The sequence below is a fragment of the Pseudomonas sp. DP-17 genome (assembly GCF_022380625.1).
GTDB lineage: Bacteria > Pseudomonadota > Gammaproteobacteria > Pseudomonadales > Pseudomonadaceae > Pseudomonas > Pseudomonas nitroreducens_A.
In genome coordinates, this window is the sequence record NZ_JAKSXG010000001.1 from 228650 (window position 1) to 250085 (window position 21436).

Genomic DNA, 21436 nt, shown 5'->3' on the forward strand with positions numbered 1-21436 from the left:
TACACCTTCATATATTTAGAGGGCCGTCGTTCCCGCTTTCCTACAAGAGCGCGGGAACGAGCGAGCCGAACAGATTACAGATTCCGCAGAGCCGCGACTACCGCATCGCCCATTTCACGGGTACCGACCCTGGTGCAGCCTTCGGACCAGATGTCACCGGTACGCAGGCCCTGGTCGAGCACCAGGCTCACGGCCTTCTCGATGGCGTCGGCAGCGGCGCCTTCATTGAAGGTGTAACGCAGCATCATCGAGACCGAGAGGATGGTCGCCAGCGGGTTGGCGATGCCCTTGCCGGCGATGTCCGGCGCGGAACCGTGGCAAGGCTCGTACATGCCCTTGTTGTTGGAATCCAGCGAGGCAGAAGGCAGCATGCCGATGGAGCCGGTGAGCATGGAAGCCTCATCCGACAGGATGTCGCCGAACATGTTGTCGGTCACCATCACATCGAACTGCTTCGGCGCACGGACCAGCTGCATGGCGGCGTTGTCGACGTACATGTGCGACAGCTCGATGTCCGGGTAGTCCTTGGCGACTTCCTCGACCACTTCACGCCACAGCTGGCTGGAAGCCAGGACGTTGGCCTTGTCCACCGAGCACAGCTTCTTGTTGCGCACGCGGGCCATGTCGAAGCCGACGCGGGCAATGCGACGGATTTCGCTCTCGCTGTACGGCAGGGTGTCGTACGCCTGGCGCTCGCCGTTCTCCAGCACGCGCTGCTCGCGCGGTTGACCGAAGTAGATACCGCCGGTCAGCTCGCGGACGATGAGGATGTCCAGGCCGGCGACCACTTCGGGCTTGAGGCTGGAGGCATCGGCCAGCTGCGGGTAGAGGATGGCCGGACGCAGGTTGCCGAACAGGCCCAGCTGCGAGCGGATCTTCAGCAGGCCGCGCTCGGGGCGGATGTCACGCTCGATCCTGTCCCACTTCGGGCCACCCACGGCGCCCAGCAGCACGGCGTCGGAAGCGCGCGCGCGCTCCAGGGTCTCGTCGGCCAGCGGTACGCCATGCTTGTCGATGGCGGCGCCGCCGATCACGTCTTCGGTCAGCTCGAAGCCCAGGGCGAACTTGTCATTGGCCAGCTCCAGCACCTTGACCGCTTCGGCCATGATTTCCGGACCGATACCGTCGCCGGGAAGAACCAGAATCTGTTTGCTCATCTCTCTGCTCACTTTAAAAAGTCGCTTGGCAAAAAACGTAACGCTCCGGGCGGCGTGGGCCACCCGGAGCGATCAAAAAACTGAAATCAGCGCTCCGCCCAGAGCACCAGCACGTCGGTGCTGAAGGAGCCCTCGGCGTCGATCTCGAAATACTCGCGCACCTCGTCGCCCATCGAAAGCTGCAGGGCACGAATGGCCTGGCGCATGACCTCGGGGGTGCGCATGCGCTCGACCCAGGAGGTGAACTCCAGGCGCAGGCGCTGGCGCTTGGCGGCAGTCACCGCGAGGCCCGCCTCACCGACAAGACGCGCCCACTCCGACGGGGAGTAGTCACGCACGTGGCTGGTGTCGCGCAGGACTTCCACAGTCTGCAGATAGGTGTCCAGCAGAGGCAAGCCCGGCGCGGCGACATCGATGAAGCAGGCCACGCCGCCCGGCTTGAGCACGCGACGCACTTCCCGCAGTGCCTGGCCGACATCCCGCCAGTGGTGCGCGGAATAGCGGCTGAAGACGAAGTCGAACTCGCCGTCCGCGAACGGCAGCTGCTCGGCGGCGCCACAGCGCGTAGCGATGTTGCCCAGGCCGCGCTCGGCGGCGGCCGAGGCCACCACGTCGAGCATCTGCTGAGAGAGGTCGTAGGCGATCACTTCATCGCAGAACTCCGCGATCTGGAAGCTCACATGCCCAGCACCACAGCCAAGGTCGAGCACGCGCGAGCCGGCGTCAGCCGCCACGGCCTCGCGCAGCAGCGCGAATTCCTCGCCCTGGGCGTGTACCGCGCTGGTCAGGTATGCGTTGGCCTGGGCGCCGAACTGGCGCTGGACCACTTGCTCGTGACGACTCTCGGTCATGACTCTCTCCTTCGAGGGTGCGATGCCACTCAGGCGTCGCGGAACAACCAGGGCTGGCTCTGCTTGTAACCGGCTTCGAAACTGCGGATGGCCTCGGCGTCCTGCAGGGTCAGGCCGATGTCGTCCAGGCCGTTGAGCAGGCAGTGCTTGCGGAACGCGTCCACTTCGAAGCTGTAACGCTTGCCGTCCGGACGGGTGACGGTCTGCGCGGCGAGGTCGACGGTCAGCTGGTAACCCTCGGTGGCCTCGCACTGCTGGAACAGCTCGTCGACTTCTTCATCTTTCAAGATGATCGGCAGCAGGCCGTTCTTGAAACTGTTGTTGAAGAAGATGTCGGCGAAGCTCGGCGCGATCACGGTGCGGAAGCCGTACTCGTCCAGCGCCCACGGCGCGTGCTCGCGGGAGGAGCCGCAACCGAAGTTCTCGCGGGCCAGCAGCACGCTGGCGCCCTGGTAGCGCGGGAAGTTGAGGACGAAGTCCTGGTTCACCGGACGCTTGGAGTTGTCCTGGTTGGGCTGCCCCACGTCGAGGTAACGCCACTCATCGAACAGGTTCGGGCCGAAGCCGGTGCGCTTGATCGACTTGAGGAACTGCTTGGGGATGATCTGGTCGGTGTCGACGTTGGCGCGGTCGAGCGGCGCGACAAGACCGGTGTGCTGGGTAAAGGCTTTCATGTTCGGTCTCCTCAGGCCTGCATCAATTCACGTACGTCGATGAAACGACCGGTCACGGCAGCCGCGGCAGCCATCGCCGGGCTCACCAGGTGGGTACGACCACCGGCGCCCTGGCGGCCTTCGAAGTTGCGGTTGGAGGTGGAAGCGCAATGCTCGCCGCTCTCCAGGCGATCCGGGTTCATCGCCAGGCACATGGAGCAGCCCGGTTCACGCCATTCGAAGCCGGCTTCGATGAAGATCTTGTCCAGGCCTTCCTGTTCGGCCTGGGCCTTCACCAGGCCCGAGCCCGGCACGACCAGCGCCTGCTTGACGGTGGCGGCGACCTTGCGGCCCTTGGCCACGGCGGCGGCAGCGCGCAGGTCTTCGATGCGCGAGTTGGTGCAGGAGCCGATGAAGACGCGGTCCAGCTGGATGTCGGTGATCGCCTGGTTGGCGTTCAGGCCCATGTACTTGAGGGCACGGACGATGGAATCGCGCTTGACCGCATCGGCTTCGGCCGCCGGGTCCGGCACGTTCTGGTCCACCGCGAGGACCATCTCGGGCGAAGTGCCCCAGCTGACCTGCGGCTTGATGTCCTCGGCCCGCAGCTCGACTATGGTGTCGAAGTGCGCGTCGGCGTCGGAAACCAGGTCGCTCCAGGCTTCCACAGCCTTGTCCCAGTCGCTGCCCTGCGGCGAGAACGGACGGCCCTTCACGTATTCGACGGTCTTCTCGTCGCACGCCACCATGCCGACGCGAGCGCCCGCTTCGATGGACATGTTGCAGATGGTCATGCGGCCTTCCATGGACAGGTCGCGGATGGCGCTGCCGGCGAATTCCAGGGCATGGCCGTTGCCGCCGGCGGTGCCGATCTTGCCGATCACCGCGAGGACGATGTCCTTGGCGGTCACGCCGAAGGGCAGCTTGCCCTCAACGCGAACCTGCATGTTCTTCATCTTCTTGGCGACCAGGCACTGGGTGGCGAGCACGTGCTCCACCTCGGAGGTGCCGATGCCGTGGGCCAGCGCGCCGAAAGCCCCGTGGGTCGAGGTGTGCGAGTCGCCGCAGACCACGGTCATGCCCGGCAGGGTCGCGCCCTGCTCCGGGCCGACCACGTGGACAATGCCCTGGCGGACGTCGTTCATCTTGAATTCGAGGATGCCGAAGTCATCGCAGTTCTCGTCCAGGGTCTGCACCTGGATGCGCGACACTTCGTCAGCGATGGCCGCCAGGCCGCCCTTGCGCTCGACCTGGGTGGTCGGCACGTTGTGGTCCGGGGTCGCGATGTTCGCGTCGATGCGCCACGGCTTGCGGCCAGCCAGGCGCAGGCCTTCGAAGGCCTGCGGGGAGGTCACTTCGTGGAGGATGTGGCGGTCGATGTAGATGAGCGACGAACCATCGTCACGGCGCTTCACCTCATGCATTTCCCAGAGTTTGTCGTAGAGCGTCTTGCCGGCCATCAGAGAATCCTCATCAGCGTCTTTCTATGCCCCTTGGGCTTGTGGGGACGATCCTAGGGAAAGGCGCCGAATAACTCAAATTCATATTTTTTATCCAAAGGATTCCCACAAGGAATACGGTGCGCTATAAAAGTCGGGCGCCGCTTCCAGAGCGCAGGGAGTCGACATGGACCTGACCAGCCTCAACACCTTCCTCGCTATCGCCGAATCCGGCAGCTTCTCCGAGGCCGGCGAGCGCCTGCACCTGACCCAGCCGGCGGTGAGCAAACGCATCGCCGCCCTGGAGAACCAACTGGGAGTGCGCCTGTTCGACCGCGTCGGTCGCGAGGTGACCCTCACCGAGTCCGGTCGCGCCCTGCTGCCGCGCGCCTACCAGATCCTCAGCGTGCTGGACGACACCCGCCGCGCCCTGACCAACCTGAACGGCGAAGTCAGCGGCCGGCTGGTCCTGGCCACCAGTCACCACATCGGCCTGCACCGCCTGCCGCCACTGCTGCGCGCCTTCACCAAGGCCCACCCGCAGGTGGCGCTGGACATCCAGTTCTGCGACTCGGAAGTGGCCTACGAAGAAATTCTCCATGGTCGCGCCGAACTGGCCGTGATCACCCTCGCCCCGGAAACCGCCGAACCCGTGCGCGCGGTGCCAGTGTGGGACGACCCGCTGGACTTCGTCGCCGCCCCCGAGCACCCCCTGTCGGTGCAGGGCCCGGTGTTCCTCGCCGACGTGGCGCGGCACCCGGCGGTTTTCCCCGGCGGCAATACCTTCACCCACCACATCGTGCGGCGCATGCTCGAGGCCGAGGGCCTGACGCCGAACATCGGCATGAGCACCAACTACATGGAGACCATCAAGATGATGGTCTCCATCGGCCTGGCCTGGAGCGTGCTGCCGCGCACCATGCTCGACGACAGCGTCGTCCGCCTGCCGCTGCAGGACATCCAGCTCAGCCGCCAGCTGGGTTACATCCTGCATACCGAGCGCACGCTGTCCAACGCCGCAAGGGCCTTCATGCGCCTGCTCGACGCCCAGGCGGCCGGACTTGCGCCTGTCGCGGCCTAACCTCTATTGTTCTGACAGAATTAGAAGAAGGCGCCAGAATGCCCGTCCGCATGTCACCTCGCGATGACCGGCCCCGCTTGGCCGGTGCCGGCAGACAAAGGGGGAGCGACGCATGAGCAGCGATCCCCTCTCGCCTCCGCTTATCGACGGCCAGGACAAGTTCGCCAAAGCCTTTCATACCGCGCCTGACGCCATGGTCATCACCGACCGGGACAGCGGACAATTCCTCGAGCTCAATGCCAGTTTCGTCGACCATTTCGGCTGGAGCCGCGACGAAGCCCTCGGCCGCACCTCCCTGCAACTGGGCCTCTGGCGCAGCCTCGACGAACGCCAGCGGATGCTCGACAAGATCACCGCCGAGCGGCAGATCGACGGCTTCGAAGTCACGTTGCTGACCCGCACCGGTGAAACCCGCAGCGCCCGCGTCTACGGCTGCCAGATCGACCAGGATGGCCGCCCCTGCCTGGTGCTGACCGTACGCGACATCACCCGGGTACGCGCCCAGGAACAGGCCCTGCGCGACAGCCAGGAGCGCCTGGACCTGGCGCTGGACTCCGCGCAACTGGGCATCTGGGACTGGCACATTCCCAGCGGCCTGCTCTACGGCTCGGCCCGCGCCGCCGTTCTGCACGAATTGCCTGACCGGGATTTCCACGGCCCCTTCGGCGAGTTCTTTGCCTGCGTCGACAAGACCGACCGCCAGCGTATGCGCCAGGCCTATGCCCGGCTGGCCCGCGGGCCGGAGAACGACTACCAGTTCACTTATCGCGCCCAGCTCGACTCCGGTGAAGTGCGCTACCTGGAAAGCCGTGCGCGGCTGTACCGCGACTCCCACGGCAAACCGCTGCGCATGGCCGGCACCCTGCTCGACATCACCGAGCGCGTGCTGCGTGAACGCAGCCTGCAGGCCTCGGAAGAGAAGTTCGCCAGCCTGTTCCAGGGCAGCCCGGACCCGATCTGTGTATCGCGGGTACGCGACGGCGAGTTCGTCGAGGTCAACCCGAGCTTCTGCAGCACCTTCGGCTGGCTCGCCGAGGACATCATCGGCCGCTCGTCCCACCAGGTGACCTTCTGGGCCGACCATCACCAGCGCTCACGGCTGTTCGAGCAACTGATGCGCGATCATTCGCTGCAGAACGTCGAAGTGCAGTTCCTCACCCGCGAAGGCCAGACCATCACCTGCATGGTCGCCAGCCGGCTGATCTGGGTCGATCGCCAACTGTGCATCCTCTCCAGCTTCCGCGACGTCACCCGGCGCTTGCAGGCCGAGGCGGCACTGAAGGCCAGCCAGGAGAAGTTCGCCAAGGCGTTCCACTCCAGCCCCGACGCCATCACCATCACCGAGCGCGAGACCGGCCGCTACATCGAGGTCAACGAAGGCTTCCACCGCCTCACCGGGTTCCGCCCGGAAGAGGTGCTGGGACAGACCTCGCTGGAGATGAACATCTGGGCCGACCCGGACGAGCGGCTGAACATGCTCGCCGCACTGAACCGCGACGGCTTCGTCCACCATCTGGAAATGCGCGGCCGCCACCGTGACGGCACGATCAAGACGGTGGACGTGTCGGTGGAGCCGATCGAGCTGGGCGGCGTGAACTGCCTGCTGCTCACCGCCCGCGACACCAGCGAACTGAGGGAGGCCGAGGCGCGCATCCAGCACCTCGCGTACCACGACGCCCTGACCGACCTGCCCAACCGCGCGCTGCTGATGGACCGCCTCAAGCAGCAGATCGCCCTGCTGCAGCGTCACAGCCTACGCGGCGCCCTGCTGTTCCTCGACCTCGACCACTTCAAGCACATCAACGACTCGCTCGGTCATTCCGTCGGCGACTCCATCCTGCAGATGGTGACCGCTCGCCTGGAAGCCAGCGTGCGCCAGGAAGACACCGTGGCGCGCCTGGGCGGCGACGAGTTCGTGGTGCTGCTCACCGGCATCGAGGGCAGTCGCCTGGAAACTGCCCAGCAGGTGCGCCAGCTGGCGGAAAAGCTGCGCGACCTGCTGGCCGAACCGATGCTGCTCGACGGCCATCGCCTGCAGATCACCCCCAGCATCGGCATCGCGCTGATCCCCGACGACGGCGCGACCCCGGACGACCTGCTCAAGCGCGCCGACATCGCCATGTACCGCGCCAAGGACGCCGGACGGAACACCGTGCAACTGTTTCACGAGTCCATGCAGCAGGCTGCCAGTGAGCGTCTGCGCCTGGAAAACGGCCTACGCATGGCGCTTGCCCGCCGCGAATTCAACCTGCACTACCAGCCGCAGGTGGACGCCCGCGACTCGCGCATCGTCGGCGCCGAGGCGCTGCTGCGCTGGCGCCACCCGACCCGCGGGCCGCAATCGCCGGCCAGCTTCATCCGGGTGCTGGAGGACAGCGGGCTGATCGTCGAAGTCGGCCAGTGGGTGATAGAAGAAGCCTGTCGCACCGGCGCGCGGCTGCTCGCCGAAGGCCGCATCGACATCGAGAACTTCAGCCTGAGCGTGAACATCAGCCCACGGCAATTCCGTCAGAACGATTTCGTCGAACGCCTGCTGGGCGTGTTGCACAAGGTCAAGTTGCCACCCCGCCTGCTCAAGCTGGAGATCACCGAAGGCATCGTGATTCAGCAGCTGGATGACACCATCGCGCGCATGGAGCGGCTACGCGAGGCCGGCGTGCAGTTCGCCATGGACGATTTCGGTACCGGCTACTCATCGCTGACCTACCTCAAGCGCCTGCCGGTGGACAGCCTGAAGATCGACCAGAGCTTCGTGCGCGACGCGCCGAGCAACAGCAACGACGCGGAAATCGTCCGCGCCATCATTGCCATGGGGCACAGCCTCGGGCTGGAGCTGGTTGCCGAAGGGGTGGAAACCCCCGAACAGCTGGCGCTGTTGACCGAACAGGGTTGCCACCTGTACCAGGGCTACCTGTTCGGCCGGCCGGTGCCGCTGGAAGACTTCATCGCCTTGCTGCCGGGCCGCGACACCCCGCAGGGAAACTGAGGCTCGCTACTCGGCGGGCCGCAACTCCGACATCACCACCATCACCTGCGCCTCGCCGGCGTCGCCGTCGTTGAGGTAGAGGTGGCCGACGCTGCTGTCGAAATAGGCCGTTTCGCGCAGGCCGATGCACACTGACTCGCCCGTCTCGAACTGAATGCGCACGCGGCCGGACACTACCATGGCGAACTCCTGGCCAGGGTGGCGGACGTAATCGTCGAACTCGCCCACCTCTCGGGCGAAGATGCGTGCGTACAGCGGCGTCATGCTGCGTTGTGGGAAATCGCCAGCAATGGGGTAGTACTCGTAACCGCCGGTGTCGTAGCCGGCGGTCTCATCGACACGGGTCTTCACGAAAGTCTTCAGTCCCATCAGTCCGCCGACGGGCGGTAGCGGACGGAACAACTGAGCGATATCCACCTGCAGCGCGCGGGCGGCGGCGGCCAGCTTGTCGTAGCTCACCGCGACCTGCGCCAGTTCCATCTTCGACAAGGTGGAAACCGCTACGCCAGACAGGTCGGAGAGCTGTTTCAGGGTCAACTTCTGCTGCTTGCGAACCGCCCGCAGGCGCGCTCCGACTTCGTCTCGATCCAGCTGCTGGGGCTTGGGCAGTGCTTGGGCGGTTTCGCTCATGGGACTTCTCGTGAGGGGGCCGACGAAAGTTTACCGGGCCTTGCCTTTGTCGCAAAAATTCTCATATCTTAGATTTCTCACATACGAGAAAATCTGCAGAAGGCCCTTGCAGTGAGCCATTTCGATTTCGTCATCATCGGCGCCGGCATTGCCGGCGCCTCACTCGCCTACCGCCTGAGCGAGACGCACAAGGTGCTGGTACTGGAACGCGAAGAGCAGCCCGGCTACCACTCCACCGGGCGTTCCGCCGCCATGTTCATGGCGGCCTACGGCACGCCGCAGATCCAGGCGCTGACCCGCGCCAGCCGTGCCTTCTACGAGAATCCGCCGGCCGGCTTCAGCGACCACCCGATCCTCACCCCGCGCGGCTGCCTGTACGTCGGCGGCCCCGAGCACGTCGAGCTTCTCAAGCAGGCCGAAGCCACCCCCGGCGTCGAACGCATCAGCACCAAACAGGCGTTGGAACTCCTCCCGGCCCTTCGCGCCGACGCCATCATCGGTGCGCTCTACGAGCCGGACGCCCGCGACCTCGACGTGCACGCCCTGCATCAGGGCTACCTGCGTGCGCTGCGCCAGCGCGGCGGCGAATTGCGCTGCAACCGCGAGCTGCTGTCGGCTGAGTTTACGGATAACGCGTGGACGCTCGAACTCAGCCAGGGCGAAACCGTCCAGGCCGCGCAACTGGTCAACGCCGCCGGCGCCTGGGCCGATCACGTGGCCGAGCGCTGCGGCATCCGCCCGGTCGGCCTGCGGCCCTGTCGCCGCACCGCCTTTACCTTCCCGGCGCCCGACGGCGTGGATATCAGTCAGTGGCCGACGGTGATCGGCATCGACGAGAGCTTCTACTTCAAGCCCGATGCCGGCCAGTTGCTCGGTTCCCCCGCCAATGCCGATCCGGTGGAAGCGCAGGACGTGCAGCCCGAGGAACTCGACATCGCCCTGGGCGTGTACCACATCGAAGAGCACACCACCCTGACGATCCGCCGACCCAGCCATAGCTGGGCCGGCCTGCGCTCCTTCGTCGCCGACGGCGACCTGGTGATCGGTGCGGACGCGCAGAACCCGGCTTTCTTCTGGCTGGCCGCCCAGGGCGGATACGGCATCCAGTCCGCCGACGGCGTATCGCGTCTGGCCCAGTCGCTGCTGCTCGGCCAGCCGTTGCCCGAATACCTGCGCCAGGAAGGCGTCGATCCCCAGCGCCTGAGCCCGGCGCGCCTGCGTTGAATTTCCCGGAGACCTTAGAATGAGCGATATCCAGCGTTACCCCAGCCCCCTGCCCTTCCCCTTCTCCCGCGCCGTGAAGGCCGGCGGGTTCCTGTTCCTGTCCGGGCAGATCCCGATGACCGCGGACGGCCAGGTGGTAAAGGGCGACATCCAGACCCAGACCGAAGCGGTGATGACCCGCATCGCCGAGAGTCTGGAAGCCTGCGGGGCCAACTACTCCCAGGTGGTGAAGGCCACCGTATGGCTGTCGGACATGGCGCACTTCGCCGGCTTCAACGAGGTGTACAAGCGCTATTTCGACCAGGGCCTGCCGGTGCGTTCCTGCGTGGCGTCGGCACTGGCGCTGGGCGTGGACGTCGAGGTGGAAGTCCAGGCCTACGTCGGCCAGGCGTGACCCTTCTCGGCTCCGCCGCGAGCGGGGCCGCTCTCATAACAACAACAGAGTCTCGATCATGAAAACCAGTCTCAAGCTCGGCGGGGCATACATCGGTCTGGTGGTGGGCGTCGGCTTCGCCTCGGGCCAGGAGATCCTCCAGTTCTTCGGCGGCTTCGGCATCATGGGCCTGGCCGGCGCAGCGGTCGCACTGGCGCTGTTCGCCTTCCTGCTGATGAACCTCTACCAGATCGGCAGCCGCCTGCAGACCCAGTCGCACAAGGAAGCCATGGAGTACATCTGTGGCAAGCCGCTGGGCCGCGTCGTCGACCTGATGCTGACCTTCTTCCTGTTCGGCACCATGGTGGTCATGTTCGCCGGCGCCAACTCCTCCTTCGAACAGCAACTGGGCATCGGCCACTCCATCGGCGGCATCGTCCTCGGTGTGCTGACCATCATCACCGTGTGCCTGGGCCTGAAGCGGGTGATCACGCTGATGAGCCTGATTACCCCGGTGCTGATGATCATTGTGGCAATCATCGCCGTCTATGCGCTGACGCACATTCAAAAGCCACTGGCGGAACTGGAGCAGATCGCCCTGGCCGTGCCACACCCGGCGCCCAACTGGCTGCTCGGCGCGCTGCTCTATGTCTCCTACAACGTCGCCGCCACCGCGGCCGCCGTGGTAGTGATGGGCGCCAGCGTGACCAACCTGCGCACGGCGGCGCTGGGTGGAGTATTGGGCGGCATCGGCGTCGGTGTACTGATCCTTGCGATGGCCCTGGTGATGCTGGTGCAGATCGACGTGATCGGCGGCAGCGCCATTCCCACCCTGCTGCTGAGCAACAACATCGCGCCCTGGTTCGGTGACGTGATGCTCGCCCTGCTGCTGGTGAAGCTGTACTGCACCACCAGCGGATTCGCCTACACCCTCGCTGCCCGTTGCGCCGCCTACGGCGTACCCTTCCGCGTGGCGACCGTGGTTGCGGTAGTACTCGCCTTCGTCGCCAGCCAGGTCGGTTTCGTCAAGCTGGTGGGCCTGGTCTACCCGGCCATGGGTTACCTAGGCTTCGTACTGATGGCCGCCATCGTCTTCGCCTGGTGGCGCAATCGCTCGGCGCCGCTGCGCGACCAGCAGAGCGCCTGATCGAGGCCCGAACGAAAACGCCCGTCTCTTGCGAGACGGGCGTTTTGCTTTGCGGCTATCGCTCGGCTATCGCCGAAGCGAGGCTCAGCCTTCGATGGCCGGTTGCTGGCCGTTGATGGCGATGCGCTTGGGCTTGGCTTCTTCCGGAACGATGCGTACCAGGTCGACACTGAGCAGGCCGTTCTTCAGCGATGCGCCCTGGACCTCGATGTGGTCGGCGAGGCGGAACGACAGCTTGAAGGCGCGCTGGGCGATGCCCTGGTGCAGGTAGGTGACGCTCTCGGAAGCCTTTTCGCGCTTGCCGCCGTTGACGGTCAGCACGCCGCGCTCCACTTGCAGCTCCAGATCTTCCTCCTGCAGGCCGGCGGCGGCGATGACGATGCGGTAGCTGTCGTCACCATGCTTTTCGACGTTGTAGGGCGGGTAGGAACTGCCGCTTTCACTGCGCAGGGCGGATTCGAACAGATCGTTGAAACGATCGAAGCCGACGGACTGGCGGAACAGCGGGGCGAGGGAAAGGACGTTGCTCATGGCGAATCTCCTGAATATTTCAGCAAGGTATGATCTGGAGCCTGAGATCAGAACTCCGGTGCGGGACCCGTCTTCGGCTTCCCGCAGGGACATAGATAGGGACGGCCAAATCCGTTTCAAGCCCGATTTCAAAAAAAGGATTTCCTCGTGAAAAAGATCATGCTGATCACCGGCGCCAGCCGTGGCATTGGCGCTGCCACCGCATTACTGGCCGCCGAGCGCGGCTTCGCCGTGGCGATCAACTATCGCCGCGAGCGCGAAGCAGCCGAGGCGCTGGCCGCACAGATCACCGCGGCCGGCGGCAAGGCGCGCGCGTTTGCCGCCGATGTGGCGATTGAAGGCGACGTGCTGCGACTGTTCCGCGAAGTGGACGAGGCCTTCGGCCGCCTCGACGTGCTGGTGAACAATGCCGGCATCCTCGAACGCCAGATGCGCCTGGAAGACATGGACGTGGCGCGCCTGCAGCGGGTGTTCGCAGTGAACGTCACCGGCACCTTCCTCTGCTGCCGGGAGGCGGTGAAGCGCATGGCGCGCAAGCAGGGCGGCAATGGTGGAAGCATCGTCAACGTCTCGTCCATGGCTTCGCGCCTGGGCTCGCCCAACGAATACGTCGACTACGCCGCGGCCAAGGGCGCGGTAGACAGCCTGACCATCGGCCTGGCCAAGGAAGTGGCAGTAGAAGGCATTCGCGTGAATGCCGTGCGGCCAGGGCTGATCAGGACCGATATCCACGCCAGCGGCGGCGAGCCGGGACGCGTGGAACGCCTGCAATCGGCGATTCCGCTGGGCCGGGGCGGTGAGGCGGAGGAAGTGGCACGGGCGATCCTGTTCCTCGCCTCGGACGACTCCAGCTACTCAACCGGCAGCTTTGTCGACGTCAGCGGCGGGCGCTGATCTGGCGGCGTGGCGGAACACGATTTTGTAGGAGCGAGCTTGCTCGCGAACCGATACCTGCCTCCGCCAGAGCCCCTCTCCCTGAAAGTAGAGGGGACTGTCCGGAGCAGTTGGCAAGTGTGACACTCGCCGACTGACACCTCAGCATCAGAGCGCACCAAACGGCGCCCTCTCCCTTCAGGGAGAGGGCTGGGGAGAGGGCGTTTCAGCGGTTTTCCAGCCAAGGGGAGTCAGGCGGCGACTTCGATCTCGACCTGCAGCATCCGGTCGAGCACTTCGCAGTCATGCTCGCGGCGCACCTGGGCAAACAATTCCACGGCTTCGGGATAACTGCGGGTCAGCATCCCCAGCCACTGCTTCAGGCGCCCCGGCGCATAGCGCGGTGCCAGCTTGCGCCGAGCCTGGCGCCAGAAATCGTCGAGCAGCACGCGCACTTCCGACCAGGGCATCGGCACCACCTCGCGGCCATCGCGCCAGGCGGCGATCTGCCGGGCAAGGTCCGGGCGGGAAACCAGTCCGCGACCGAGCATGATGTCCGCCACACCGCTGATGGAGCGGCAACGGTGGTAATCCTCGAGGGTCCAGACTTCTCCGTTGGCGAACACCGGTACCTTCACTGCATCCGCCACTTTCGCCACCCACTCCCAATGCGCCGGCGGTTTGTAGCCGTCGGCCTTGGTCCGCGCATGCACCACCACATGGGCGGAACCGGCGTCGGCCAGGGCGCGGGCACAGTCGATGGCGCCGTCCGGGCTGTCGTAGCCCAGGCGCATTTTCGCGGTCACGGGAATAGGTGCGGGCACCGCGCGGCGTACGGCCTCGATGATGCTGAACATCAACTCGGGTTCCTTCAGCAGCACGGCACCGCCACGGGAGCGGTTCACCGTCTTGGCCGGGCAACCGAAGTTCAGGTCGATCACCGGAGCCCCCAGCTCGCAGGCCTGCACCGCGTTTTCCGCCAGCAATTGCGGGTCCGAGCCGAGCAATTGCACGCGCATCGGCACGCAGGCACGGGTGCGGCTGCCATGGGCCAGTTCCGGGGCGAGCGCCAGGAAGGACGACGGCGGCAGCAGTCGGTCGTTGATGCGGATGAATTCGGTGACGCACCAGTCGATGCCGCCGACGCGGGTCAGCACATCGCGCAGGATGTCATCTACCAGCCCCTCCATCGGGGCCAGGGCGATCTGCACGGGGGAATCTCGGGCTATGGCGAAGGCCGCGGATTGTAGGCAATGCGCCGCGCCGGGAAAAGCGCGGCACGACGGATCACGCGCCAGCGGCCACGGTTTCCGGAGAGAGCAGCGCGCGGCCGTAACCTTCGATGAACTCCACCGGCATGCGCTTGGGCTTGCCGCTGGACAGCTCGATGCAGACGAAGGTGGTCTGCGCGCGCAGCAGGGTCAGCGCATCCGCCGGACGCACCAGTTGGAAGTGACGGGTCATCTTCAGGCGCTGGTCGGACTCGACGATCCAGGTCGCCAACTGCAACTCATTTCCTTCGTAGGCCGCAGCCAGGTAGTCCACTTCGTGGCGCACCACGACCATGGCGCGATCCAGTCGGCGGTACTCGGCCAGGTCAAGCCCCAGGCTCTGGGAATGGCGCCAGGCGCAGCGCTCCAGCCAGCTGACGTAGACGGCGTTGTTGGCGTGGCCGAGACCGTCGATGTCCTCGGACTTGACCTCGATGTCGATGACGAACGGGTCGGGCAAGTGCCAACTCATGAAGCGTGCTCCAGGCTTGCGGCCAGCGCGATCGCTTCGGCGGCCAGTTGGGTGATCTGGTCCCAGGCGCGGGCACGAACCAGGCTGGGCGGTGCGATCCAGGTCCCGCCGACACAGGCGACGTTGGGCAGGCGCAGCACGTTGAGCAGGTTTTCCTGGGTGATGCCACCGGTCGGGCAGAAGCGGATGCCGGCGAAGGGAGCCTTGAGGCTCTTGAGCATCTTGATTGCGGCGTTGCCGTCGGCCGGGAACAGCTTCAACGAGCGATAACCGTACTCCAACGCCACCAGCACTTCGGAGGGCGTCATCACTCCCGGCAGGAACGGCATCTTCGCGTCCTCCGCCGCCGCCACCAGACGCGGCGTGCAGCCGGGGCTGACGGCGAATTGCGCACCGGCATCGCGGGCTTCCTGGAACTGCTCGGTGTGGATCAGCGTACCCGCGCCGACGGTCATCTCCGGCAGTTCGCGGCGGATTTCGGCCACCGCATCGAGCGCCTGCGGCGTGCGAAGGGTCACCTCCAGCACACGCACACCACCGTCAAACAGGGCGCGAGCCAGATCGCCGGCCAGCGCCACGTCATCGATCACCAACACCGGCATGACCGGGCGCGCCTGCTGCAGCACCCAATCCAGCGACAGATTCATGCATTCCCCCAATCGGCCACCCGCGTGCGCAAGACCTCGCGCCCAGGCCGGGGCAGCCGGAAATGCCCGAAAGTCTACGCCAGCGCGCCGGGCCTGACGACCCGCACGACCATCATGCAACGAAAACGGCGGCCTTCCGGCCGCCGTCATCAGGCTGGTGAATGGTCAGGAAGCCAGTGCCAAGGGAAGCGGCATCTCCACCGCTTCCAACAGTTCCAGAATCGCCTCGGTCACCGCAGCATCTGCCAGTACGCGATGATGCCCACCGCTTTTCAGGCGCAGCAGACGACTGCGCGGCCAGGCCTCATGGATGGCTGCGGCCTCGCCTACGCGCACGTACCTGTCGTCCTCGGCGTGTACTACCAGGCCTGGGAAATCCAGCTCATAGCGCGCGACGTCCAGTTGCTTGGCGGCGATGCCGGTGCGCGCCTCCATCAGGCGAATGAAGCGCGAACGGGCCTGGGGCGGTAAGCCGACCATCCTGGCGAAACCGCGCAGCACACCGAGAACATTGCTCGGCGCTCCGATGGTCACCAGCGTTTCGGCGCGCAGCCCCATCTGGGTCGCCAGCAGCGCGCTGGCGCCGCCCATGGAGTGGCCTATCACCGCGCGTAGCGGAGGCAGCTCACTGGAGGCTTCCAGCAGAGCGCGGGCGAACAGCACAATATCGGCTTCATGGCCAGGCGAACGGCCATGCCCCGGCCCGTCGAGGGCGATCACACCGTAACCGGCACCCACCAGCTTCTCGATCAGCGTGGCGAACTGTGTAGGCCGTCCTTCCCAGCCATGCATCAGCAGCACGGCCGGGCCTTCTCCCCAGCGCAGCGCGGACAACCCGAAGCGCAGAGTGACGCGTTCGGAGCTGGCCAGCAGCGGCAGCTCCCAGTCACGCGGGGCATATTCATTGGGCGTCACGAACAGCTGACGCATGCGCTGCGCTGCCCATTTCGGCGCGACGCGGCCCAGGGTGGCGTTGATTCCTCGTACCCAGCTCAGACTGTTCATTTGCCGTATCTCCTCAGATCACCGCTTTCTTCGCGGCACGCAGGACGCGATCGGACAGGTCGCCATTGCCCAGGGCACGGGCCAGCGCCAATCCACCAATCATCAAGGCCATGTCGCTGAGCACGGTGTCGATTTCCTCGGGGCGGCCGGCCAGCGCCGCGACCATCAGTTCCACGTGCTCTTCCAGGGTCTGACGGAACTCCTCCGGCAGGTTGGCCAGCTCATTCAGCGAACTGGGGATGGGGCAGCCCTCCTCCTCGGTATCGCGGTGCTTGCGCGACAGGTAGAACTGCGCCGTCAGTGCCCGGCGCTCGGCAAAGCTCAACCGGGGATCGAAGCGCTTGAGTCCTTCGCGACGCTTGGCGAGCAGTTGCCGGAACGCCTCCAGCATCAGCGCGTCCTTGCTCTCGAAGTGCGAGTAGAAGCCCCCCACTGTCAGCCCGGCCGCCGACATCACCTCGCCCACGCTGGGGCTGACCGGACCGTGCTGCAGCAGTGCACTGGTGGCGGCAGACAGGATGCGTTCGCGGGTCTGGGCTTTCTTGTCGCTCATGGCTGACTCCTGGCGCGGAAAAATATTATGAGGAGAATATTATTCTCATAATAAAAATCAGCAAGCGGAAACTGCAACCATTGGTCGGAGGAAATTTTCTCGGAAGGGAAAAAACAAAAGGGCCACTGAAATTCTCAGTGGCCCTATAGGCATCGCAGAGCGATAAAAATGGCGTCCCCTAGGGGACTCGAACCCCTGTTACCGCCGTGAAAGGGCGGTGTCCTAGGCCACTAGACGAAGGGGACATATCCTTCGAAGAAACCCACCAGGCGGTGGATTCTGGCTTCATCCCATGCGGGAATTTGGTGGAGCTAGACGGGATCGAACCGTCGACCTCTTGCATGCCATGCAAGCGCTCTCCCAGCTGAGCTATAGCCCCAGATGACTCTGGCTGACGACGCGAATGCATCGTCGCTGGATAAGTGGCGTCCCCTAGGGGACTCGAACCCCTGTTACCGCCGTGAAAGGGCGGTGTCCTAGGCCACTAGACGAAGGGGACGCAAAACCTTCGATTTCAGCCTTGCCCGGACCAGGCAAGACCTACTGGACTCTCTGTCCATAAAAATTTGGTGGAGCTAGACGGGATCGAACCGTCGACCTCTTGCATGCCATGCAAGCGCTCTCCCAGCTGAGCTATAGCCCCAAAAGTACTGCTGGATCTACCGTTCCGCTTCGCCCTGTCAGTTCAGTTCGTCGCTGGAACGGGGCGCATCTTAGGGGTGAGCCGAACCCCTGTCAACAACATTTTTTCAGATTTCTTATTTTTTTCTCCCAAAGAACAATCACTTATGTGACCGCCCCGGTTTCCTCCCGGCGAAATGCGCGGCTCGCCCGCCCTCCTCCGGCGCTGGCGCGAGCAAAGTCGCCAGTATGAAAAAAGCCGGACGCTTCGCAGCGCCCGGCCTTTTTCAGTGTAGGAAAGAACTCAGGAGCCGATGGCGTCGCGAATCTTCTCCCACTCCTTGGCTTCTTTCTTCGATGCACCGCCCAGCAGCTCCAGTGCCTGGCGCAGCCGATAGCGCGACAGGTCCGCACCGAGGATCTCCATCGCGTCTAGCACCGACACCGAACTGGCCTGGCCGGTGATGGCCGGGAACATCAGCGGCATCACGTCACGCAGCTTGAGATCGAGGTGCTCGGCCACGGCCTGGATGGTCGCGGTGATGCGATCCTTTTCCCACTGGCGCAGGGCTTCAAGCTTCCACAGCACCAGCTGCAGGACCTGGCGCACCTGGGTGGCGTCGAGTTTCTTGTGTTCGAACAACTTGGCGTCCAGTTGCACGCCGCCGCTGAAGAAGAAGCCGGCCAGCGGAGCAATCTGGCTGAAGTTCTCCACACGACCCTGGACGTGCGGAGCGATTTTCATCAGGTACTCGGGGTTGAGCGCCCACTTCTGCACTTCTTTTGCGAAGTCCTCGACGGACAGCTCGCGAATCCACTGGCCGTTCAGCCAGGAGAGCTTCTCGATGTCGAAAATCGGACCGCCCAGCGACACGCGGGACAGGTCGAAGTGCTCGATCATCTCCGCCAGGCTGAACTTCTCGCGCTCGTCGGGCATGGACCAGCCCATGCGGCCGAGGTAGTTCAGCAGCGCCTGGGGCAGCAGGCCCATGCGCTCGTAGAAGGTGATCGAAGTGGGGTTCTTGCGCTTGGACAGCTTGCTCTTGTCCGGGTTGCGCAGCAGCGGCATGTAGCAGAGCACCGGCTGTTCCCAACCGAAATACTCGTACAGCTTGATCAGCTTGGGCGCCGAGGGCAGCCACTCTTCGCCGCGCAGGACATGGGTGATGCCCATCAGGTGGTCGTCCACCACGTTGGCAAGGAAGTAGGTGGGCAGGCCGTCGGCCTTCATCAGCACCTGCATGTCCATGCGGTCCCATGGGATTTCCACGTCGCCACGGAGCATGTCCGGCACCACGCAGACGCCTTCGGTCGGCACCTTCATGCGCACCACATGGGATTCACCGGCGGCGATGCGCTTGGCCGATTCCTCTTTCGGGATGTGCATGCAGTGGCCGTCGTAGCGTGGGGTTTCCTTGCGCGCCTGCTGTTCGGCGCGCAGCGCGTCGAGGCGCTCGGCGGAGCAGAAGCAGGGGAAGGCATGGCCTTTCTCGACCAACTCGTCGCTGTACTGCTTATAGATGGCACCGCGCTCGCTCTGCCGGTACGGGCCGTGCGGGCCGCCGACGTCCGGGCCCTCGTCCCACTCGATACCCAGCCAGCGCAGCGCGTCGAAGATCTGCTGTTCCGATTCGCGGGTCGAGCGCACCTGGTCGGTGTCCTCGATGCGCAAAATGAACTGACCGCCGTGCTGGCGGGCGAAGCAGAGGTTGAACAACGCGATATACGCGGTGCCGACGTGCGGGTCGCCGGTGGGAGACGGCGCGATACGGGTGCGGACTGTGGTCATGAAGGCTCTCGTGTGCAGCAATTCTTCGTGTGAAGCGGACAGCGCGCGACGGCGCGCGCGCTCATGGGTGCGATGGTATCAGGCGGGCCGCCTTCGGCTCCAGCCAGCGACCGGGATCGATGGGCAGGTTATGGATGAGGAAGTCGAGGAAGGCCTTCACTTTCATCGCCTGGAAACGCCGCGATGGGTAGACGGCGTAGAGCTCGCCGACTGGCAACTGGACCTGCGGCAGCACGCGTACCAGCCGTCCGCTGGCCAACTGTTCATCGACGATCAGCTCCGGCAGCGAGGCGATTCCCACTCCGGCCAGCACGGCTTCGCGAGCAAAAGTGATGTTGTTGCAGGACAACACCCGATGGCACGGCACGGTTTCCCCGCGCAGGGGCCAGTAGCGCTGGGAGTCTGCCTGCAGCAGCACGGCGCGGTGACCGGCCAGCTCCTCGACGGTCTCCGGGCGGCCATGCAGCTTCAGGTAGTCGGGGCTGGCGCACAGGCAGCGGTTGGTGGTCAGCATGCGCCGGGCGATCAGGGTCGAATCCTCCGGCTGGCCGACCATGATGACGATGTCCACGCCCTCCTCCAGCGGATCGACAGTGCGCGAGGTCAGTTCGACCTCGGCGGTGATCTGTGGATAAAGGTTCATGAAGTCGCCCACCACCTTGGCCAGGTACATCTGGCCGAACTCGATGGGCGCACTGATCCGCAACAATCCCGAAGGTGCCTGCTGCAGCTGCATTACCGCCTGCTCCGCCTCGGCGAAGTCGTGCATGATCTGCCGGCAGCGGTCGTAGTAGGCCTGCCCCACTTCGGTCAGGCGCAGCTTGCGGGTGGTGCGATTGATAAGGCGCACGCCCAGACGCTCTTCAAGCAGGGCGATACGCCGGCTCACCGTGGACTTCTGCATCCCCAGACTTTGGGCGGCCTGGGTGAAACTGTGCAGCTCCACCACGCGAGTGAAGATCAGCGCATCATCCAGCCCCATGATTGTTCCGTATAAGCAACAAAGTTTCCGAAGTGTAGCGGCTACGTGCCGCCACGGAACACTGTTACATTGGCAAACATTTTTTTGGCCAACCAAACGCTCGTTTACCTATGCCCGCACAATTGAAACGCCGCCTGTCCGTGTTCTTCGTCCTCCTTGCCGTGGTCGCCCTCGCCTTCCTGGCGCACTGGTACTTCATCGGCCGCTTCGTCGAGAGCACCGACAACGCCTACGTGCAGGGTGAGATCACCCGCATCGCCAGCCAGCTCGGCGCCCGCGTCGACGAAGTGCTGGTGCAGGACAACCAGCACGTCGAGAAAGGCCAGTTGCTGGTGAAACTCGAAGCCGCCGACTTCCAGCTTGCCCTGGACCGCGCCAAGGCCACCCTGGCCACCCGCGAGGCGGAACTGGAGCAGGCGCGCAGCAAACTCAAGGGCCAGACCAGCATGATTGCCGCCAGCGCTGCCGATGTGAATGCAAGCCAGGCCACCCTCGGCCGCACCGAAGTCGACCTCGGCCGCGCCCAGGCCCTGCGCAAGCCCGGCTACGTGTCGGAGGAGCGCGTGACCACCCTGGCCGCCGACTCCAACGTCGCCCGCTCACAGGTCGCCAAGGCCCAGGCTGACCTGCAGGCCCAGCGGGTGCAGCGCGAAACCCTCGCCACCGATGTGCAGCGCCTGCAGGCGCAGATCGAAAGCGCCCGCGCCGACATCGCCCAGGCCGAGATCAACCTCGCTCGTACGCAAATCCACGCACCGGTCAGCGGCCTGGTCGGCCAGCGCGGCGCCCGCGTCGGCCAGTACGTGCAGGTGGGCAGCCAACTGCTGTCGCTGGTGCCGGACGACGGCATCTGGGTCCAGGCCAACTTCAAGGAAACCCAGATCGGCCAGATGCGCCCGGGGCAGAAGGCGCGCCTGGTGTTCGACTCCTTCCCCGACACCCCCATCGACGGCGAAGTGCAGAGCCTGTTCGCCGCCTCCGGTGCGCAGTTCAGCCTGCTGCCGCCGGACAACGCCACCGGCAACTTCACCAAGGTGGTGCAGCGCATTCCGGTCAAGATCACCTTCGCCGACGACAACCCCCTCAAGGGCCTGATCCGCCCCGGCATGTCCGTCGAGGCAGAGGTCGAGCTGGGTGGCCGGTGACCAACT

General features: G+C 65.0%; 20 protein-coding genes and 4 tRNA genes. 7 read left to right on the plus strand and 17 right to left on the minus strand.

Going from position 1 to position 21436, the window contains the following annotated elements:
* Positions 1–74 precede the first annotated feature (74 nt).
* From leuB to leuC, 4 genes are all read right to left on the minus strand, one after another.
* Positions 75–1157, minus strand: coding sequence for a 3-isopropylmalate dehydrogenase (gene leuB / locus MJ122_RS01025; RefSeq protein ID WP_088416789.1), 1083 nt, complete (start codon positions 1155–1157; stop codon positions 75–77).
* A gap of 86 nt (positions 1158–1243) precedes the next feature.
* A complete protein-coding gene (locus MJ122_RS01030) occupies positions 1244–2008 on the minus strand; it encodes a class I SAM-dependent methyltransferase (protein WP_088416788.1) in 765 nt (254 codons plus the stop codon).
* A gap of 29 nt (positions 2009–2037) precedes the next feature.
* The gene (gene leuD / locus MJ122_RS01035) at positions 2038–2682 is read right to left on the minus strand and encodes a 3-isopropylmalate dehydratase small subunit (protein ID WP_239741839.1); all 645 of its coding nucleotides are present in this window, start codon (positions 2680–2682) and stop codon (positions 2038–2040) included.
* 11 nt (positions 2683–2693) lie between these two features.
* Positions 2694–4121, minus strand: a complete 1428-nt coding sequence (gene leuC / locus MJ122_RS01040; RefSeq protein ID WP_088416786.1) for a 3-isopropylmalate dehydratase large subunit — start codon at positions 4119–4121, stop codon at positions 2694–2696.
* Between the two features lie 166 nt (positions 4122–4287).
* Here leuC and MJ122_RS01045 point away from each other — a divergent pair, with 166 nt between their 5' ends.
* Together MJ122_RS01045 and MJ122_RS01050 are read left to right on the plus strand one after the other, a co-directional pair.
* A complete protein-coding gene (locus MJ122_RS01045; protein ID WP_239741840.1) occupies positions 4288–5181 on the plus strand; it encodes a LysR family transcriptional regulator in 894 nt (297 codons plus the stop codon).
* A 112-nt stretch (positions 5182–5293) separates the two neighbouring features.
* On the plus strand, positions 5294–8167 hold the full coding sequence (locus MJ122_RS01050) for an EAL domain-containing protein (protein ID WP_088416785.1): 2874 nt from the start codon (positions 5294–5296) through the stop codon (positions 8165–8167).
* A 6-nt stretch (positions 8168–8173) separates the two neighbouring features.
* Here MJ122_RS01050 and MJ122_RS01055 read toward each other — a convergent pair whose 3' ends face one another.
* On the minus strand, positions 8174–8797 hold the full coding sequence (locus MJ122_RS01055; protein WP_239741842.1) for an XRE family transcriptional regulator: 624 nt from the start codon (positions 8795–8797) through the stop codon (positions 8174–8176).
* A 111-nt stretch (positions 8798–8908) separates the two neighbouring features.
* Here MJ122_RS01055 and MJ122_RS01060 point away from each other — a divergent pair, with 111 nt between their 5' ends.
* The 3 genes from MJ122_RS01060 to MJ122_RS01070 are packed head-to-tail and all read left to right on the plus strand — an operon-like array spanning position 8909 to position 11541.
* Positions 8909–10021, plus strand: a complete 1113-nt coding sequence (locus MJ122_RS01060) for an FAD-dependent oxidoreductase (RefSeq protein WP_239741844.1) — start codon at positions 8909–8911, stop codon at positions 10019–10021.
* 19 nt (positions 10022–10040) lie between these two features.
* Positions 10041–10415: a RidA family protein gene (locus MJ122_RS01065; RefSeq protein WP_239741845.1), complete on the plus strand. Its 375-nt coding sequence runs from the start codon at positions 10041–10043 to the stop codon at positions 10413–10415.
* 58 nt (positions 10416–10473) lie between these two features.
* The gene (locus MJ122_RS01070; protein WP_239741847.1) at positions 10474–11541 is read left to right on the plus strand and encodes a hypothetical protein; all 1068 of its coding nucleotides are present in this window, start codon (positions 10474–10476) and stop codon (positions 11539–11541) included.
* Between the two features lie 84 nt (positions 11542–11625).
* Here the strand turns inward: MJ122_RS01070 and MJ122_RS01075 are convergent, their stop codons facing one another.
* Positions 11626–12072, minus strand: coding sequence for an Hsp20 family protein (locus MJ122_RS01075; protein WP_017520362.1), 447 nt, complete (start codon positions 12070–12072; stop codon positions 11626–11628).
* A 147-nt stretch (positions 12073–12219) separates the two neighbouring features.
* Here MJ122_RS01075 and MJ122_RS01080 point away from each other — a divergent pair, with 147 nt between their 5' ends.
* Positions 12220–12966 carry an SDR family oxidoreductase gene (locus tag MJ122_RS01080; protein ID WP_088416780.1) on the plus strand — a complete coding sequence of 249 codons (747 nt, stop codon included), beginning with the start codon at positions 12220–12222 and terminating at the stop codon, positions 12964–12966.
* A 230-nt stretch (positions 12967–13196) separates the two neighbouring features.
* On the opposite strand, the gene MJ122_RS01085 is transcribed toward MJ122_RS01080, so the two are convergent.
* The 11 genes from MJ122_RS01085 to MJ122_RS01135 form a co-directional block, all read right to left on the minus strand.
* Positions 13197–14156, minus strand: coding sequence for a tRNA-dihydrouridine synthase (locus tag MJ122_RS01085; RefSeq protein WP_239741850.1), 960 nt, complete (start codon positions 14154–14156; stop codon positions 13197–13199).
* A gap of 76 nt (positions 14157–14232) precedes the next feature.
* On the minus strand, positions 14233–14688 hold the full coding sequence (locus tag MJ122_RS01090) for a thioesterase family protein (RefSeq protein WP_239741852.1): 456 nt from the start codon (positions 14686–14688) through the stop codon (positions 14233–14235).
* Positions 14685–15335, minus strand: coding sequence for a bifunctional 4-hydroxy-2-oxoglutarate aldolase/2-dehydro-3-deoxy-phosphogluconate aldolase (locus tag MJ122_RS01095; protein ID WP_017520358.1), 651 nt, complete (start codon positions 15333–15335; stop codon positions 14685–14687). Before MJ122_RS01095 ends, MJ122_RS01090 begins: the two co-directional genes overlap by 4 nt.
* A gap of 165 nt (positions 15336–15500) precedes the next feature.
* The gene (locus MJ122_RS01100) at positions 15501–16340 is read right to left on the minus strand and encodes an alpha/beta fold hydrolase (protein ID WP_239741854.1); all 840 of its coding nucleotides are present in this window, start codon (positions 16338–16340) and stop codon (positions 15501–15503) included.
* 13 nt (positions 16341–16353) lie between these two features.
* The gene (locus tag MJ122_RS01105; RefSeq protein WP_088416776.1) at positions 16354–16893 is read right to left on the minus strand and encodes a TetR/AcrR family transcriptional regulator; all 540 of its coding nucleotides are present in this window, start codon (positions 16891–16893) and stop codon (positions 16354–16356) included.
* A 169-nt stretch (positions 16894–17062) separates the two neighbouring features.
* Positions 17063–17138: transfer RNA gene (locus MJ122_RS01110), tRNA-Glu, on the minus strand.
* A 58-nt stretch (positions 17139–17196) separates the two neighbouring features.
* Positions 17197–17272: transfer RNA gene (locus MJ122_RS01115), tRNA-Ala, on the minus strand.
* Between the two features lie 44 nt (positions 17273–17316).
* Positions 17317–17392, minus strand: a tRNA-Glu gene (locus tag MJ122_RS01120).
* 68 nt (positions 17393–17460) lie between these two features.
* Positions 17461–17536 (minus strand) — tRNA-Ala (locus tag MJ122_RS01125).
* A 282-nt stretch (positions 17537–17818) separates the two neighbouring features.
* The gene (gltX, locus tag MJ122_RS01130) at positions 17819–19303 is read right to left on the minus strand and encodes a glutamate--tRNA ligase (protein ID WP_088416775.1); all 1485 of its coding nucleotides are present in this window, start codon (positions 19301–19303) and stop codon (positions 17819–17821) included.
* A gap of 61 nt (positions 19304–19364) precedes the next feature.
* The gene (locus MJ122_RS01135) at positions 19365–20285 is read right to left on the minus strand and encodes a LysR family transcriptional regulator (protein ID WP_239741857.1); all 921 of its coding nucleotides are present in this window, start codon (positions 20283–20285) and stop codon (positions 19365–19367) included.
* Between the two features lie 110 nt (positions 20286–20395).
* On the opposite strand from MJ122_RS01135, the gene MJ122_RS01140 reads away from it, so the two are divergent.
* The gene (locus tag MJ122_RS01140; RefSeq protein WP_239741858.1) at positions 20396–21430 is read left to right on the plus strand and encodes an HlyD family secretion protein; all 1035 of its coding nucleotides are present in this window, start codon (positions 20396–20398) and stop codon (positions 21428–21430) included.
* The last annotated feature ends 6 nt before the right edge of the window (positions 21431–21436 follow it).

Coding starts and splice junctions, on each gene's coding strand:
- leuC (WP_088416786.1), bottom strand. CDS start 4,121: ATGGCCGGCAAGACGCTCTACGACAAACTCTGGGAAATGCATGAGGTG.
- MJ122_RS01135 (WP_239741857.1), bottom strand. CDS start 20,285: ATGGGGCTGGATGATGCGCTGATCTTCACTCGCGTGGTGGAGCTGCAC.
- leuB (WP_088416789.1), bottom strand. CDS start 1,157: ATGAGCAAACAGATTCTGGTTCTTCCCGGCGACGGTATCGGTCCGGAA.
- MJ122_RS01105 (WP_088416776.1), bottom strand. CDS start 16,893: ATGAGCGACAAGAAAGCCCAGACCCGCGAACGCATCCTGTCTGCCGCC.
- MJ122_RS01140 (WP_239741858.1), top strand. CDS start 20,396: ATGCCCGCACAATTGAAACGCCGCCTGTCCGTGTTCTTCGTCCTCCTT.
- MJ122_RS01070 (WP_239741847.1), top strand. CDS start 10,474: ATGAAAACCAGTCTCAAGCTCGGCGGGGCATACATCGGTCTGGTGGTG.
- MJ122_RS01045 (WP_239741840.1), top strand. CDS start 4,288: ATGGACCTGACCAGCCTCAACACCTTCCTCGCTATCGCCGAATCCGGC.
- MJ122_RS01055 (WP_239741842.1), bottom strand. CDS start 8,797: ATGAGCGAAACCGCCCAAGCACTGCCCAAGCCCCAGCAGCTGGATCGA.
- MJ122_RS01065 (WP_239741845.1), top strand. CDS start 10,041: ATGAGCGATATCCAGCGTTACCCCAGCCCCCTGCCCTTCCCCTTCTCC.
- MJ122_RS01095 (WP_017520358.1), bottom strand. CDS start 15,335: ATGAATCTGTCGCTGGATTGGGTGCTGCAGCAGGCGCGCCCGGTCATG.
- leuD (WP_239741839.1), bottom strand. CDS start 2,682: ATGAAAGCCTTTACCCAGCACACCGGTCTTGTCGCGCCGCTCGACCGC.
- MJ122_RS01090 (WP_239741852.1), bottom strand. CDS start 14,688: ATGAGTTGGCACTTGCCCGACCCGTTCGTCATCGACATCGAGGTCAAG.
- MJ122_RS01100 (WP_239741854.1), bottom strand. CDS start 16,340: ATGAACAGTCTGAGCTGGGTACGAGGAATCAACGCCACCCTGGGCCGC.
- MJ122_RS01030 (WP_088416788.1), bottom strand. CDS start 2,008: ATGACCGAGAGTCGTCACGAGCAAGTGGTCCAGCGCCAGTTCGGCGCC.
- MJ122_RS01050 (WP_088416785.1), top strand. CDS start 5,294: ATGAGCAGCGATCCCCTCTCGCCTCCGCTTATCGACGGCCAGGACAAG.
- MJ122_RS01075 (WP_017520362.1), bottom strand. CDS start 12,072: ATGAGCAACGTCCTTTCCCTCGCCCCGCTGTTCCGCCAGTCCGTCGGC.
- gltX (WP_088416775.1), bottom strand. CDS start 19,303: ATGACCACAGTCCGCACCCGTATCGCGCCGTCTCCCACCGGCGACCCG.